The 16,203-nt window shown below is 40.5% G+C and carries 15 protein-coding genes; 1 reads left to right on the top strand and 14 read right to left on the bottom strand.

All coding sequences use genetic code 11. From position 1 onward, the window contains the following. Positions 1-301 precede the first annotated feature (301 nt). The 11 genes from moaE to BW142_RS18710 form a co-directional block, all read right to left on the bottom strand. Positions 302-760 (bottom strand): molybdopterin synthase catalytic subunit MoaE, encoded by a 459-nt coding sequence (moaE, locus tag BW142_RS18660; RefSeq protein WP_008167810.1) that lies wholly within the window; start codon positions 758-760, stop codon positions 302-304. Beyond that, a complete protein-coding gene (locus tag BW142_RS18665; protein ID WP_076925900.1) occupies positions 760-1,059 on the bottom strand; it encodes a MoaD/ThiS family protein in 300 nt (99 codons plus the stop codon). Before BW142_RS18665 ends, moaE begins: the two co-directional genes overlap by 1 nt. After that, complete coding sequence (gene moaC / locus BW142_RS18670) at positions 1,037-1,507, bottom strand: cyclic pyranopterin monophosphate synthase MoaC (protein ID WP_076925901.1); 471 nt, start codon at positions 1,505-1,507, stop codon at positions 1,037-1,039. Before moaC ends, BW142_RS18665 begins: the two co-directional genes overlap by 23 nt. 1 nt (position 1,508) lies before the next feature. Next, on the bottom strand, positions 1,509-2,048 hold the full coding sequence (gene moaB / locus BW142_RS18675) for a molybdenum cofactor biosynthesis protein B (RefSeq protein ID WP_076925902.1): 540 nt from the start codon (positions 2,046-2,048) through the stop codon (positions 1,509-1,511). After that, positions 2,045-2,755, bottom strand: a complete 711-nt coding sequence (locus tag BW142_RS18680) for a molybdenum cofactor guanylyltransferase (RefSeq protein WP_143475961.1) — start codon at positions 2,753-2,755, stop codon at positions 2,045-2,047. Before BW142_RS18680 ends, moaB begins: the two co-directional genes overlap by 4 nt. Before the next feature lies 1 nt (position 2,756). Then, on the bottom strand, positions 2,757-3,728 hold the full coding sequence (moaA, locus tag BW142_RS18685; RefSeq protein ID WP_076925903.1) for a GTP 3',8-cyclase MoaA: 972 nt from the start codon (positions 3,726-3,728) through the stop codon (positions 2,757-2,759). A 16-nt stretch (positions 3,729-3,744) separates the two neighbouring features. Next, on the bottom strand, positions 3,745-6,441 hold the full coding sequence (locus BW142_RS18690) for a nitrate reductase (RefSeq protein ID WP_076925904.1): 2,697 nt from the start codon (positions 6,439-6,441) through the stop codon (positions 3,745-3,747). Between the two features lie 43 nt (positions 6,442-6,484). Next, on the bottom strand, positions 6,485-8,008 hold the full coding sequence (locus BW142_RS18695; protein ID WP_076925905.1) for an FAD-dependent oxidoreductase: 1,524 nt from the start codon (positions 8,006-8,008) through the stop codon (positions 6,485-6,487). Positions 8,009-8,235: 227 nt separating this feature from the next. Then, positions 8,236-9,429: an alginate export family protein gene (locus BW142_RS18700; protein WP_076925906.1), complete on the bottom strand. Its 1,194-nt coding sequence runs from the start codon at positions 9,427-9,429 to the stop codon at positions 8,236-8,238. A gap of 9 nt (positions 9,430-9,438) precedes the next feature. Next, on the bottom strand, positions 9,439-11,181 hold the full coding sequence (locus BW142_RS18705) for a bifunctional protein-serine/threonine kinase/phosphatase (RefSeq protein WP_076925907.1): 1,743 nt from the start codon (positions 11,179-11,181) through the stop codon (positions 9,439-9,441). Between the two features lie 13 nt (positions 11,182-11,194). Next, a complete protein-coding gene (locus tag BW142_RS18710) occupies positions 11,195-12,664 on the bottom strand; it encodes a NarK family nitrate/nitrite MFS transporter (RefSeq protein ID WP_010552543.1) in 1,470 nt (489 codons plus the stop codon). Positions 12,665-12,953: 289 nt separating this feature from the next. On the opposite strand from BW142_RS18710, the gene moeB reads away from it, so the two are divergent. Further along, positions 12,954-13,712, top strand: a complete 759-nt coding sequence (moeB, locus tag BW142_RS18715; RefSeq protein ID WP_083707602.1) for a molybdopterin-synthase adenylyltransferase MoeB — start codon at positions 12,954-12,956, stop codon at positions 13,710-13,712. Here moeB and BW142_RS18720 read toward each other — a convergent pair whose 3' ends face one another. From BW142_RS18720 to modA, 3 genes are read right to left on the bottom strand one after another with little or no spacing between them, the layout of a single operon-like run. Then, positions 13,713-14,741: an ATP-binding cassette domain-containing protein gene (locus BW142_RS18720; protein WP_076925909.1), complete on the bottom strand. Its 1,029-nt coding sequence runs from the start codon at positions 14,739-14,741 to the stop codon at positions 13,713-13,715. It abuts the gene before it with no gap. 1 nt (position 14,742) lies between these two features. Continuing rightward, the gene (modB, locus tag BW142_RS18725; protein WP_002959821.1) at positions 14,743-15,420 is read right to left on the bottom strand and encodes a molybdate ABC transporter permease subunit; all 678 of its coding nucleotides are present in this window, start codon (positions 15,418-15,420) and stop codon (positions 14,743-14,745) included. Beyond that, positions 15,407-16,159, bottom strand: a complete 753-nt coding sequence (gene modA, locus BW142_RS18730; RefSeq protein WP_171972342.1) for a molybdate ABC transporter substrate-binding protein — start codon at positions 16,157-16,159, stop codon at positions 15,407-15,409. Before modA ends, modB begins: the two co-directional genes overlap by 14 nt. Between the last annotated feature and the right edge of the window lie 44 nt (positions 16,160-16,203).

Below are 16,203 nucleotides of genomic sequence, written 5' to 3' on the forward strand. Positions count from 1 at the left end.
AGCTGATACGGCTATACAAAAGCTTACTGTTGATATGGTGAAGCTTAGTAAATCTTTACCTTCTTTTAAATCATATACCCATACAGCAAGAAAAGCTGAAAGTAGAACAAGTAATAATATTGTAAAATATAACATTTTTGATGTGCGCATATGTCTTCCAGACTTGGGTCGAGCTAACAATCTAATATTGCTGATTTATAACACGAAAAACGCAGACTTCACACGCAAACTAAGAGTTACATAAGTTATTTATTATCGAGCTGTAAAGCCTTTACTGAACGTAAATAATTAAATATTTGTATCACTTCTCCCACTTGCCCAACGCTTGTTTGTCACTTTGTTTAAACTCAACCCAGTTTGATGAGTCTTTAAAGTGCTCTTTCTTCCAAAATGTGGCGTGGTTTTTTAAATAATCCATTATAAATTGTGCGCCTTCGAACGCGGCTTGGCGATGGCGGGAAGTGACGCCAACAAACACAATTTGCTCGCCAAGGGCTAAGTAACCAACGCGGTGAATAATACATATTCGCGCTAGTTGCCAGCGCGTTTGTGCTTGCTCTGCAATAGATTGAAGAAGTTGCTCGGTCATACCAGGGTAGTGTTCAAGCTCAAGTGCAATAACGTTGTCACCACTGCTGAACTCTCTTACCAAACCTGTAAAGGTGACAACAGCGCCATCGCTTTTATTATTACTACAAAGCGTATTGTGCTCGTCACCTACATTAAAATCATCAGTTTGTACTTGAATGTGTATGCTCATTAGCCACCTGTAACCGGCGGAAAAAAGGCAAGCTCATCCCCTGCTTTCACTATTTCGTCGCTTGATGACATAGTTTGATTAAGCGCTGCAAGTAGCTCACGCTCTTCCAGCCACGGTTGCCAATGCGGATATTGGCTCACTAATCTTAATTTAAGTTCTGAAATAGTAAGCGGCCGCGTAATCTCAAGGCTTAATTTACTGCACTTCAAGCGCTCTTTTAGTTGCCCAAAAAACAATATCTCTACATTTTGGGCGTTAGATACAACATCGTTTGGATTAATCGCGCTGCCAACTGCCATTTTTGCCCCCTGCTTTTTGAGTAACGCGCATGCCACTGATTTCCATTAGTGGATCGGCGGCTTTACACATATCAAACAAAGTAAGGCTAGCCACAGATACCGCAGTGAGCGCTTCCATTTCGACCCCAGTTTTACCGGCAAGTTTACAGTAGCTGGTTACTTTAATTTGGCTGTTTGCTTCATCAAGTTCAAAATCGACTGCTACTTTACTAAGTGCAAGGGGATGACAAAGCGGGATTAAATCAGCGCACTTTTTAGCGCCTTGAATACCCGCAATACGTGCCACGCCTAACACATCGCCCTTTTTATTTTGATTAAGCATAACTTGCTCAAAGGCAAGCTTGCTCATGCTAATAAAGGCTTCAGCTGAGGCGTCGCGCAGAGTTACGTCTTTAAGCGATACATCAACCATATTAGCTTGGCCGTTTTCGTCAACGTGGCTTAACATACTATTGCTCACGCGATTCACACTTTTTACCAATGGTAATGTGCGGTGCAAAGTTACACGGTTTATGCATTGAGTTAAGTTGATCTTTTATAATGCCTGTCCACGCTGTTTTACATGCGCCTGTAGAGCCCGGCATACAAAAAATAACGGTGTTGTTAGCAAGTCCTGCAAGTGCACGAGATTGAATAGTTGAGTTACCAATTTCACCGTACGATATATGTCTAAATAGCTCACCAAAGCCGTCTACGCTTTTATCAAACAGCGGCGCAAATGCCTCAGGTGTTGAATCACGTTCGGTAAATCCTGTACCACCAGTCACTAAAATAGCGTGAATGGTGTCATCGGCTATCCACTGTGATGCAATAGCGCGCATTTGGTAAACATCATCTTTTACAATTTCTTTATCCGCTAAGTGATGACCCGCCTCAGTTAGCGCTTTAATTAAGTAATGACCAGAAGTATCGGTAATCGCATCGCGCGTGTCGCTTACTGTAAGCACGGCAATGTTTAAGGCTATTTGTGACTCTGTTGTGTGGCTCATAATGTTCTTCTCAATTGGTTAATGCTTTGGACAAAATGCTCATTTACAGCTTTAAATTGCGCCGGTGTATTGGTGTTTATTAATGCATGCGCTTTATTACATAAAAGCGTTTGCACACCAATGCTTTGGGTAAACTGTTTTATTGATTTATGACTGTTTGCGTTTGTGAGTATGTGTTTTAAATGATTTTTTACACTGCTTGTATTACGAATATACAGCGGTAGTGGTTCATTTTCAAAGTGCCAAGCATGTATTTGTGATTGATTTAATTGATTGCTCACACTTTGTACGTTATTTGACTGAGAAGCCAGCACTATTGTGCTTAACAAACTACTCGTAAGTAGAGGCATATCTACCGCAGTAATAAGTAAATCGTACTCGGTGGCTATTAATGTTGAGTAAATACCGCCAAGGGGTCCACTATTGGGGTATACATCTTTAACGTACTTTTCTGAAGGATAATCGCTCGGCGAATAATGGCTCGATGACTTGAGCGGATTTATAACATTGCGGCTTATTAGTATATTTTTAGCACCTGCGTCTTTTAATAAATCACACGTATTGTGCAATAGTGTTTTATTTTTTAAAACTAAATCGGCTTTGTCTGTGCCCATTCTTGATGACTTACCACCAGCAAGCACAACACCTGTAAAATCTCGCTTAACTTTCATATTAGCTTTTATATGAGTATTCACATCAGCTCCCATATTAACCACCTAACATGGCTAAGTGAGTTGTCGCACCTGTTAAGCGTTTATCTAGCTCATGGCTTATTTCTTTATTGCCCATAGCAGCTCGAATAGCCTTTACTGTCGCTGCAGTATCGTCCTCGTTTAGTAGCTCGCGTAAATCGATTCCTTGCTCGGCAAATAAACATAGGTGTAATTTACCCAGCGCCGATACCCTTAAGCGATTACAGCTTTTACAAAAATCTTTGCTGTAAGGCATTATTAAACCAATACGACCATCGTAATCAGGATGACAAAATTCCTCGGCGGGTCCGTTTAGTTTCCCCCTCACAACTTGTAACCAACCTTGGTCGAGTAATTGGGCTTTAACTGTTTGTCCACTTAAGTGGTTTTCTTCAAAAAAGGTTGCGCCGTCACCTGTTTCCATTAGTTCTATAAAGCGCACCGTAACTCTGTGGTGTTTTACCCACGCTAAAAAATCCTTCAATTGGTTTTTATTAAACTGCTTGGCAAGCACCGCATTTATTTTTATATCTTTTATTCCCAGCTCTACCGCGCGTTCAATTCCTTTTAAAATAAGGTTAAGTTTGTCGTGCCCTGTTATGAGTTTAAACATACTCGGATTTAAACTATCAATACTGACGTTGAGCGCATCAAGCCCTGCTTCTGCAAATTCATCAATTTTCTTTAATAAATTAAAGCCGTTGGTAGTAATGGCTACTTTTTCTATGCCGGGCGTGTTTTTACAAAGCTTTATAATATCGGTTACGTCGTTTCGTAAGCATGGTTCGCCACCTGTAATACGCACTTTTTTAGTATCTAGTTCTGCAAACGCATTTACAAGCGTGCTAATTTCATTTTTATTTAAAAAATTACGCGGCGTATCGCACTGATACCCGTTTGGTAAACAATAACTACAACTAAAATTACATACATCGGTTATTGAGAGGCGCAAATAGTTAAACTGCCGACCAAATTGATCATTAAGCATATGCTTCCTTTTTTCTTTACATTACAACAGCAACATCAATGCTGCTAGAACCTGCTTTGTAATGTTGTTTTATTAATTGGCTTAATTGCGTTTTACACGAACCGCAGTTCGTTCCACATTTAAGTTCAGACCCCAATTGCTCGACTGTGTTTGCACCGTTTTTAATGGCGTTTATAATTGGTTGCTCTCTTACTTTAAAGCAGCTACACACTTGCATACCTTGGGTAAATTCTTCATCTGGAGTTGCATAAAGCAAAGACTGTAACTGTGTAAACGTCAGTAATGGCTCTGCAAACAAATGGTTTATCCACTCAAGTGATATTTCTTTTTGCTCATTAGATATAACACCAACAAACGCTAATTGATCGTTTTGAATACACTGCACATGCATAGCTTTTGCCGTATTCATAGCCGACCACTGCCCTTGCAAACCGGTTAAGGTTTGGCAGAAATACAGTAAATCACTTTGTGGTTCATTAAGCGCCAACTGATAATTAAAGCAATTACTTGCATTAACTTTGAGCCAAAAATCACTTTTTATAACAAGTTCGTTTTTAGCAAACAGCTGCATATATTGCGCATACGGTGCTTTAACTATATTAACAGCGCCGTGTTTACACTCAGCCTGACCAGATAGTGGGTCAACTACCGATTGATACAGCCCGCTTACTGTTGCTGATGACGCAAATTGCTTGTTCCAATGAATAGGCATAAAGCATTCGCCTTTTCGCACGGCATCGGTTACTTTTGCATGCGCGGTAACCTGCCCTGTTTGGGCAATCGCACTAATTAAATCGTTTTGTTTAATTGCTAATTTACTGGCATCAAGCGGATTAATTTCAATATACGGGCGTGTAATATGCGATGAAAGCGCGGTACTTTTACCGGTGCGGCTCATGGTATGCCATTGGTCGCGTATACGACCCGAGTTCATTACAAACGGATAAGCACTTGATGTTTGTTGCACCGGTAATTGCGGCGTTATAGGTATAAAGCGTGCTTTTTTATCAGCGGTGCTAAATTGGTTATCTGTAAAAACCTGACCATTTTTATAAGGCTGATTTTTAACAACCGGCCACATAATGGGTTTTAAATTATCGTACTGGCTTTTTGTGAGCCCAACTAAACCAGAAAGATTTAGTAATCGGCTGCCGTTATTTTCAAAATCAGTTAATTGTGCCCATTCTTCAAAAATGCCACTAGGTTCTATAAAATCAAACCCTTCAAAGCCCATTTTTTTAGCAACGTCGCACATAATTTGCCAATCGTTTTTAGCACCCGAATAAGGCGCTACTAACGGTCGTTGCCTTGATATTCTGCGTTCTGAATTAGTCACAGTGCCGTTTTTTTCACCCCATCCAGTTGATGGAAAAGCAACATCGGCAAATTTTAACGTATCACTTTTTGCAATACAGTCAGATACAACCACCAACTCGCAGGTCTCTAATGCCTTTTTAATAGCGGCGTTATTAGGCAAGCTCACCATTGGGTTTGTTGCCATTATCCACACTGCTTTTATTTTGCCTGCGGCTATTTCATCAAACATATCAATGGCATTCCTGCCTGCTTTTTTAGCGATAGTTGGCGAGAGCCAAAAACGTTGTACAAGTGATTGATGCGCTTCGTTTTCAATATCTAAATGCGCCGCTAACTGATTAGCCAAACCACCTACTTCGCGCCCGCCCATCGCATTGGGTTGTCCAGTAATCGAAAACGGACCGCTACCTGGCTTAAGTAATTTACCTGAGGCTAAATGCGCATTAATAATGGCGTTGCATTTATCTACACCCGAGCTTGATTGATTTATACCCATCGAGTAAAAGCTAATCGCACTTCGGCTTTTAGCAAATAGCGTGTAAAACTCAGTGACTTGCTCAATTGTTATATCGCAAAAGTCGCTAACTGCCTGGCAGCTCCATTTTTGTGCCTCTTGCAGTGCGCTTTCAAAGCCGTTTGTGTGCTGAGCAATAAATTGCGTATCGAGGTGGTTATGCTCATTTAAATAATTAAGCAAGCCGTTATAAAGGGCGGCGTCACTGCCTGGTTTTATATTTAAAAATGTGTCGGCAAGCTCAGCAGTGTCGGTTTTTCGCGGGTCAATAACCACCACTTTCATATTTGGGTTAAGCTGCTTTGCACGTTCCATTCGCTGATACAAAACCGGGTGAGTCCATGCGGCATTAGAGCCAATTAAAATAAGCAGCTCAGTTTGCTCTAAATCCTCGTAGGTACACGGCACTACGTCTTCACCAAAAGCGCGTTTATAACCTGCCACAGCAGATGACATACACAGGCGCGAATTTGTATCAATATTGCCTGAGCCTATGTAGCCTTTCATTAACTTATTAGCGATGTAGTAATCTTCAGTAAGTAACTGCCCCGACACATAAAATGCCACAGCATCGGGTCCGTGCTTTTGTATTATGTCGTTAAATTTATTGGCAACATGGTCGGTGGCTTCATCCCACGTAACGGCTTGGTTATTAATAAGAGGCGACGTTAAGCGATTATCACTGCCTGTCGTGTCGAGCAAGTGGGTGCCTTTTACACATAAACGACCAAAGTTTGCGGGGTGCTCTCGCATGCCTTCAAGCTTGGTTGGCACATTATTAAAAAGTGAAATATCAACACCACACCCTACACCACAGTAAGCACATGTTGTTTGTTTTAAACTGGTTTTATTTATAGTTGGTGACGTGTTTGCGGTTGTCATGCTACTGCTCTCTTTTAGTGTGCTTTAATTAGTACGTTTTAATTTATGCAGGTTGCTTTACAGGCTCATTAAGGGTAACTACGTTAATGGTGTTACTAGCTTTTGCGAGTGCGCTGTTTATTACGTTTTGAACGAGTTTTTCACACCCTCCACAACCTGTACTAGCTTTGGTGCTTTGCTGCACACTTGCTAGGTCTATAAAGCCTTTAGCGACTGTTTGCTCAATGGTGTGTTTAGTTACTTTATGACAAGCGCAAATAATGGCGTCATCAGGCAAGTCGTCGGCGCTTAGCTCTGCGATGTCGCCGGCAAAGGGCATGATGAGCGCTTCGGGGGCGGTGGTAAGTTCAATGTCGTTTAAATGATATTGCAGTAAATTATCGTAATCGCTGGTATCGCCAACAAGTACTGCGCCAATCAGCTTATTACTTTGTGAATTAGTGACTACTTTTTTATAAATGCCATTGGGTTGGTCTTCAAAGTAATAGCTTATTGCGCCTTCGCTGCGTGCATGTGCATCGCCAATAGAGCCTACTTCAACACCCATTAATTTAAGCTTGGTGCTCATATCGGCACCGCTAAATTCATCAGCTTTATTGTCTAAGCCAGTACTTTGCAAAGTACCCTGCTGTGTATATTGTAAAATATGCCCAACTGCTATTTTAGCCATAGAGTAACCGGGTGCCACTAAGCCAAAAATAAAATTATTCCACAATGCACATTCACCAATCGCGTATATGTTTTTGTCGCTCGTTTGGCAATGGTTATTAATTACAATACCGCCGCGCTCACCTATCTCTAAATTAAACTCGCGGGCTAAATTATCATAAGGGCGAATACCCGCAGAAAATACAATCATGTCGGTTTCAAGGGTTTTACCGCCTTTAAAACACATTTTGTAACGGCAACTTTCACCTTCTACTATTTCCTCAGTTGCTACCGATGTATGCACAGTAACGCCCAAATCTGTAATTTTGCTTTTTAGCAACCGACCGCCCCCCGCATCAACTTGTACGCCCATAAGTTGCGGTGCAAATTCTATTACGTGAGTGTGTAAACCCAGCTGCTTTAATGCGTTTGCAGCCTCAAGCCCCAGTAAACCGCCACCAATTACCACGCCTACTTTACTACCGTGGGCTGAGTTTTTTATTGCGTGTAAATCGTTAATGGTGCGATAAACAAGGCAATGCTCGCGATCTTTACCCTGTATAGGAGGTACAAATGGAAATGACCCCGTAGCAAGCACCAGTTTGTCGTATTCAAACGACTCCCCTTTAGCGGTTGTTACAATTTGCGCATCACGATTTATATCAACCACTTTAGAATGAGTACGAAAGCGTACTTGCCAATCGTCATAGATTTTATTGCATGTAAGTGCGAGGTCGTCTGCGGTTTTACCTTTAAAAAAGGAAGATAGTTGCACTCGGTCATACGCTAAACGGTCTTCACCGCTCAGTACCGTAATTTCAAATTGTTCATCAGCTTGATTTTGAGAAACTAGCTGCTGCACAAAATGGTGCCCCACCATTCCGTTTCCTACCACTACAACACGCTGCTTGCTTAGCATTTACCCACCTCAAAGTGATATCTCCTTTAGTAATTGACTAAAATTGAAATCGAATAATTTGTTATAGGATTGTTATAGCAATATGCAAGCCAAATATATAAGCATTCTAAATCAGTAAGTTGCCTACTTTGGTGCAGAGGTAAAAAGCGTAAAGCCCCACAAGATGGTGCAATTGCACCATCTTGTGTCGCTATAAATTACAAGAGGATATTAGAAGATAGTGAGGGTTAAAATTTAGCACTCATCCATACCCATAATTTTTGGGTATCGACTTTATTAGCAGCAGTATCCCCCGCTGAGTAATCGGCGTATTTAACGCCCACTGCGTATTGTTTATTAATAGGTTTAACGTATTGTACGTTTAGCTCACTGCCTAAATCGTCAACCCCATTTGATTGCTCATTGGCATCAAAACTGTGATAAGCCATCAGCCATTTTCCGTCAAACGCTTTACCGTTTAAACTAATATAAGTGTCGTCCAAGCCTTGTGATGGTGTATTTAAAAACGTATCGGCCCAACCATTAAATTTATGTAAAGTAGCAAGCGGTGTTGCAAACCCGTACTCGCCATTGTCAGAGCCAAGTGACTCTATGCCGACTTTTAATGTTACTGTTTTTATACCCAACCCATTTAAATCAACAGCGCCTTCAAGTGCATAGTAATCGGCATCAAAATCGTTCACGCTTGTTGAGGCAGACTGCGTTGCATATTCCGCTTTGTAATAAAATTTTATGTCGTTTAGAGTTTTATTACCGTTAAAAGAAACGCCATAAGTGTCTAAACTGTGGTCTTGTATAGCATCGTCACTTAATAAATAACTGTATAAAACCACTTTACCGTAGTCTGTTTTAAAGCTTGCATTAATTAGATGATCGGACGACTCAATGTCTTTATCGTCAGCAAATATGCGGTTACGCTTATTTAAATAACTGTATTGTAAATCTATGTTATTAAATGCGTAATTAACGGTTGCTGCATCAAAGGTTTGCCTGTCTTGGCGCCAACCTACGTGCCCAACAAAACGCTGCCCATCAAGTGCTATTACTTGGCGCCCTACTTTTAGCGATAAACCATCGCGTACATATTTAACAAAGCCTTGGTCAATCTCAGTGTTTTCTGGGTCTGTAATAACAGAGTAATTAGTATTTTTCCCCACCGTATTGTTGTAATCATCTACGCCCAATAGGCTGCGAATGTCTTCTACTTCAATAAGGGCTGAAAAACCATTCACCTCATCTGTTTGATGCGTTAAGCGGGTTCTAAGTGTCAAGCCACTTGCATCTTTTAAAGCATTGTCTTGATCAGCGCTTTCAAAACGCAGCCTAAAATCAAGATCAGTTTGCGAAGCTTGGCTTATTGAAGGCGCAGTGAAGCAACCCAGTATAAAAATAATAGGTAAGTTGTTCTTATAGTTAAGCATTTTGGTTCTCTAAGTTTTAATTATTAATACACATACCAAAGCAATAAATAAACACAGCGAAATACATTTCCAGACCATCACTGGATCGCGTTTTAGTATAGAGCTTTTATTGGCGGTACTTTCTAAATAAGGGTTAGGTTTATTGATATCGTTTATAAACTCAGAAAAAGCTTGGTATCTGAGCTCAGGTTTAGGGGCAAGCGCCTTCATAAGGGCTTGATCTAACCAAAACGGAATATCGGCTCTGTGTTTACGAATACTTGTGTAGTGCCAATGGCTATAATCTTTTGGCGCTACGTGGTTAAGTGGCAGTGGTTTGTAAGGCAATTTTGAGCACAATAACTCGTATGCAATAACGCCAAGTGAAAACAAATCACTTTTAAAATCGGCGTGCATAGTAATAAGTGTTTCGGGCGCGGTATAGTCGGCTGTGCCTTGCGGGCAATCATCCGCAATTTGTTTAACCGACTCGTCCATAGCCGCAACACTTACTGTGCCGTAATCAATGAGCGTTACTTTTCCGTGAGCATCTATCATTACGTTATCGAGTTTTAAATCGCGATGTACCATATCGAGTCGCTGAAACGCCCTTAGTGCATGTACTACTTGTTCAATAATACTGCGTACTTGGGTTATTTCTGGGTGCGGCACGTCGTGCTTCCAATCACTCAGTGTTTGCCCGTCCATGTACTCACAAATATGATATAAAAAACGACTTTGCGATTGCGTACTCAGTACTTTCATCACGTTAAGGTGGTTTATGCGTTGTCCAACCCAGCCTTCTCTTATAAAGCCTTGAAGGTAATGCACATCGTCTTCAAAATTAACCGAAGGTGCTTTTAAAACCACTGGCGGTATATCGGGCGCTTGTTGCACTAAATAAATATGCGAGCGACTACTGGCATGCAATTTACGAATAACCGTGTAGTCATCAATTTTTTGCCCAACATTAAGCGCAGGTGGAATTTTGCGACGAGTTAGCGAATGATAAAGCTCATCTAGTTTTTGCTCAGCAATGTTTTCTACTTTTACCAGTAAACAACTTACGTTGTCGTCACTGCCTCGCGCTAATGCAAGTTCGGTAATTGCTTTAGCTGCATTTTCTAAATTAGTGTGCTCATTAATTAATTTAGCTATATCACTACTTGGGAGCACATCGTGTACGCCATCGCAGGTTAATATATAAATATCGTCTGCTTTTAGGTCAACTTCGTAAACATCTATTTCTTGATGAAGTTGTGCTCCAAGCGCACGTGTTAGCGTATCGTTTACTTTGTGATCCCGTGTTATCGCCTCTATTTTAGTCCCGCGTAGGCGGGTAATACGCGTATCACCTAAGTGAAAGATATAACCCGTTGCCGACTTTAAAATAAGCGCTGTAAAAGTCGTCATCCAATCAGCTTGGCGCTGACCTAAGTGATTGTAATTAACCGATTGCGAATACAGCCACTGATTTAAACTTGCTAACACCTTCGACACTGACTTTTTAACCGCCCAACTTTCGGGGGTATTTAAATACTCATTTATAAAATGAGTAACCGAAAGTTGAGACGCTTGTTTAGCATTTTTTGCTGATGAACACCCATCGGCTAAGCAGGCAATAACACCTTTAGACTCTTTTTCTTGCGCTTTGGTGTTCAGAGCAGCAAACGCATCTTGGTTTTCTGCTTTTAACCCTTTAGCGCTGTGCCCGCCAAATGAAACGTTGAGTTCATTTTTGAGTGCTTTAGCGTGGAGTGTTTCATCAAACATAGTCAATAATGCCTTAAGTCACTGAAATAAGTTCAACGGTGCCGTCTTCATTTACTTCGGTAATATGGCCATCTGGTTCTTTCATAAAAAATAGTGCAGCTAGGCCAAGTAATGCACTACCGGCAATAATGAAAAAGAAAGTTTGATAATCAACAAGTGACAATGCCGTTAAGTAAACTACCGCACCTACATTACCATAAGCCCCTGTCATACCAGCAATTTGCCCAGTTAAACGACGCTTAATTAGTGGTACTGCCGCAAATACGGCGCCTTCACCGGCTTGCACAAAGAACGAACATGCCATAGCAGCTACTACAGCAAGCCATAAAGGCCACGATGCATCAACCAAGCCCATTACAAAATAACCAACAGCAAGACCCATCGTAAGTACAATAAGTGTTATACGACGACCTAATTTATCTGAAATCCAACCGCCACCTGGGCGAGATGCTAAGTTCATAAATGCATAAGCAGAGGCTAAAATACCGGCATACACCATATCAAGCGCAAACACATCCATAAAAAACAGCGGCAACATAGAAACAACCGCAAGCTCAGAACCAAAAGTTGTAAAATATAAAATATTTAAAACAGCCACTTGCTTAAACTCATAACGATGCGACTCAGGTACAGGCTCTTTAAAAATATGACCATTTACGTCAAAGGTTTTATACACTTCGTAAATATAAAGTAGGACTAAAAAAGCATACACAGCAAGTACAAAATTAGCCGAAATTAAGTTAGCACCGGTTGGCGAAAGCTTCCAAGTAAGTAATGCTAATGCGCCGTACATAGGGATTTTCATAATAAGCAGTAATACAAAGTCGCCTTTACTGGTAACTTCCATTGCGCCTACTTTTTTAGGCTTAAAGTATGTACCGCCTTTTGGCGTATCGGTTACATTTAAGTACCAAATAACACCAAATATAACGCTTAATACACCGGTTAAACCTACTGCATAACGCCAGCCATCTTCGCCGCCAAACATTAGTGCAATAATTGGCAATAACATAGCCGCAGCTGCTGAACCAAAATTACCCCAGCCGCCATAAATACCTTCTGCTATACCCAACTCGTTAGCAGGAAACCATTCACTCACCATTCTAATGCCTACAACAAAGCCAGCACCAATAAAGCCTAAAGCAAAACGCGCTATTGCGGCTTGCTCAAATGTAGTTGCCATAGCAAACATAAAACATGGAATACTACAGCTAATAAGTAGTGCCGCGTAAACAATACGGGGACCAAATTTATCGGTTAGCATACCCACCACAACACGCGCTGGAATAGTTAACGCTACATTTAAAATTAGTAATGTTTTAACCTGTGCCATGGTAATACCAAGTGAACCCGCTATGGCACCTAATAAAGGAGCATGGTTAAACCATACAAAAAATGACACAAAAAAGACCATCCAACTAAGATGTAATACTTTCATTTTTCCGCTAAACGATATTAGGTTAAACCCAGAACTCGGTTGCATGTTTATTTTCCTCGTAAACGTATTATTGTTTTATTAATGCCCCACCCTTTTATACGAGTAGCAGCCCAATTTTTGTTAAATTTAAGTTAACCCGATATAGCAATTACTGAGCCACTAATTAAAAACTATAAATTTCATATGGTTACATGCAACAGCTGTTTTTATACGTTATAGTTGCACTATATAAGTGAAGGGCTCTGGGTTGTTAGAGTGCAAATAAAAAGCGTTACTACTTGCTCTTGGATTTAACAACTTGGTATTGTTCAAAAAAAGTATGAGAAGTTTGAAAATGCAAAAAACACCGCTAACTTACCAGCAGCAACTGCGCTATTCACGGCACATTATGCTCCCGCAGCTTGATATAGACGGACAAGAGCGACTATGGCAATCGCATGCTTTAATTATTGGTGTGGGTGGGCTTGGTTGCGCGGTAGGTCAATACTTAGCGGCATCTGGCGTTGGCACGCTTACCTTAGTTGATAACGATGAAATAGACGTGACCAACCTGCAAAGGCAAATACTGTATAAAGAAAGCGACATTGGTAGCTCAAAATGCAGTGTTGCTAAAAAACAGCTTAACGCGCTTAATAGTGAAATAAACATAAATACTATTGAGGCATTTTTTGATGCAAATACCTCTACAGAGCAGCTATTTAATAACATTGATATAGTAATTGATTGCTCAGATAACCTAGCAACGCGTAATGCACTTAATAGCGCCTGTTTTAAAGCTAAAGTTCCGCTAGTGTCAGGCTCTGCAATACGAATGGAAGGACAAGTCGCGTGTTTTACTATGGATGGAAACAGCCACTGTTATGGTTGTTTATCGCAATTTTTTAGTGAACAAACACAAAGCTGCTCTGAATCCGGTGTGCTCTCTCCTATTGTGGGGCTAATAGGCAGTATTCAGGCTACTGAAGCACTAAAAATGCTTGCTGGTTTGCCAAGTGGCTTAGACAAACACTTATTGCTGGTGGATGGTTTAAGCATGGAGTTTAATCGTTTTAAAATAGCTAAAAACAGTCAATGTGCGGTGTGCAGCATTTAGTTATTCTAGATTACTGATTGTTGTATAAAGCACATCGCCCACTTTAAAGTTGTTTTTGTCCCACACTCGTCTTGAAGCCAAGCAATACAAAGTTTGCCCATCTACATTAAGCGTTAACTGCCACTTGTTGTTAATAAGCTCAGCCTGAGTTAATACCGTCTTTAAAACATTACTGTGCGTTGTTTGCTCAGGCTTTAACGCACTAAGCGACATTTGCTCACTTTCTATAATTAGCTTGTTACTGCTATCTACAAGTGCAGGAAGCACAAAAAGCGGCTGCTCACTTTGCTGTAATTGCAGTTGATATAGCCCGTAGTCTTCATCAAATTTAACAACATCGTAATTAATTAAGCTCAGCGGTGTTTGCCTATCGTTTGCATAAATAGCTTTTGCAACGTGTGCACTTGCACCTTGGTTTATCACCTTACCTTTATCAAGCTGAATAAGGGTATCGCAGCAAAATAGCAGCTCTTTTAATGAGTGACTTACTATTATAAATTTAATATTAAACTTAACTGCAATCTCGCTAAGTTTAGTGAGTGTTTTAAAACGCAATGACCAATCAAGCGCGCTAAAAGGCTCATCAAGCATTATAAATTTTTGACCAGCAAGCAAAGTGCGTGCAAATACTACACGTTGGCGTTCGCCGCCCGATAAGCTTTGTACATCACGGTTTAGTAAGTCTTGTAATTCAAGTGTTTTAACAACGTATTCTAGCGTTAAGCTTGTTTGTTTATTCCCGCAGTGTTTTTGTGTAAACGCTAAATTACCTGCCACATCTAAATGAGGAAACAACGGGCACGATTGCAACTGAAGCGTTATACCGCGTTTATCGCTTGGCAACTCATGCACTGACTGATTGTTTACATAAACACTTTTTGCAGGCTCTAAACCACTAATACAACGCAGTAATGTTGACTTACCCGAGCCAGAAGGTCCGTAAACACCGAGTACATTAAACGACTCAAGCTTAAGGTTTATATCTAAATCAAAATTATTGAGTGCTTTAAAAAGGCTTAACTTAATCATGTTATTGCTTAACCCCTACAATGCTTTTATTAAACTTAAATAACAGCACTAAACAGGCAAACGAAATAGCCAGTAAAATAAGTGAAAGCTGATGCGCCGCCGTATAATTTAACGATTCAACATGGTCGTAAAGTGCAATAGACACCACCTGTGTTTGCCCCTGAATATTACCGCCAATCATTAATACCAAACCAAACTCACCCAATGTATGCGCAAAGCCTAAAGCAAATGCGCTACCAATACTGGGTTTTAAAAGCGGAATAATTAAATGCACAAAGCGTTTAAACGGGCTTAACCCAAGCGCAATGGCAGCTTCGTTATAGGTTTGATTAATATGCTTAAACCCAGCCACAAGTGGCTGCATAACAAAAGGCAGCGAATAAAAAAGCGAGCCAATAACCACACCCTGAAAACTAAACGCAAGCTGTGTACCCGTTAGCCAAAACCAAAACTGCCCAAAAGCGTGATCAGGCGAAAATAAAACAAGTAAGTAAAACCCTAATAACGTAGGCGGCAGCACTAAAGGCATTGCAATTAATGCCTCTAAAAATGGTTTAAATTTACCGTTATAGCCAGCGAGCTTGTAAGCCAGTGGAATACAAAAAACAAGAAGGAGCACTGCGGTTATAAAGGCAAGTTTTATAGTTAACCACAGCGCGGTTAAATCACTTTGAAGCATTGTTGTCCTTTATTCTGTAACCTAATTCAATTAACTGCTGCTGCGTAGCTTCTGCCATTAAAAATTGCATAAGTTGCTTAGCGCTAGCATGCTTTTTAGTCGAGCTAATAATAACGCCTTGTTGAATTATATCGGGGTATTGATTGGTAGGCAGCACGGTGTAATCTAAATATTTTTGATCTTGCGTGTTACTGTAAGCCGCCTTTAGTGATGAAACAGCCACCAGCCCTACTCCTACATTACCACTTTCAACAAACTGAAACGCATGCGTAATATTATTACCATACACATAATTTACTGGCTTTTTAAAATGGTTATTAGCGTAGTGCTCTGAGGCACGCCCGTATGGTGAAAAACGCGGATTAGCAATAGCTACTTTATCATTTACTTTTTCAGCTTTTGGTTGCCACAAAGCAAGTTCGCCTAACGCGTAAGTGATTAAACTACTTTGCTCGGCATAACCTTCTTTAATAAGTGATTGCGGTCGAAAATCGTCAGCCGATAAAAACACATCAAATGGCGCGCCATGCACTATTTGCGAATATAAAACACCGCTAGAAGCAGCTGATATTTTCACGTCAACATTAGGTAATGGGGATTTTTTTAGTAGGGTTTGCAATACAGTTTTAAAATTACTCGCTACGGCTACTTGCAGCGTTTCTTTTGCGTTTACGCTGCACGAAAGCATGCATGCTATACACAAAAAATAACCCAACCATGTATTGTAAAGCTTTGACATTATAAGTATTGTTTCAAAATAAAATGATTTAAGTAAGCAATATA

Source organism: Pseudoalteromonas sp. EB27 (assembly GCF_001974875.1).
GTDB lineage: Bacteria > Pseudomonadota > Gammaproteobacteria > Enterobacterales > Alteromonadaceae > Pseudoalteromonas.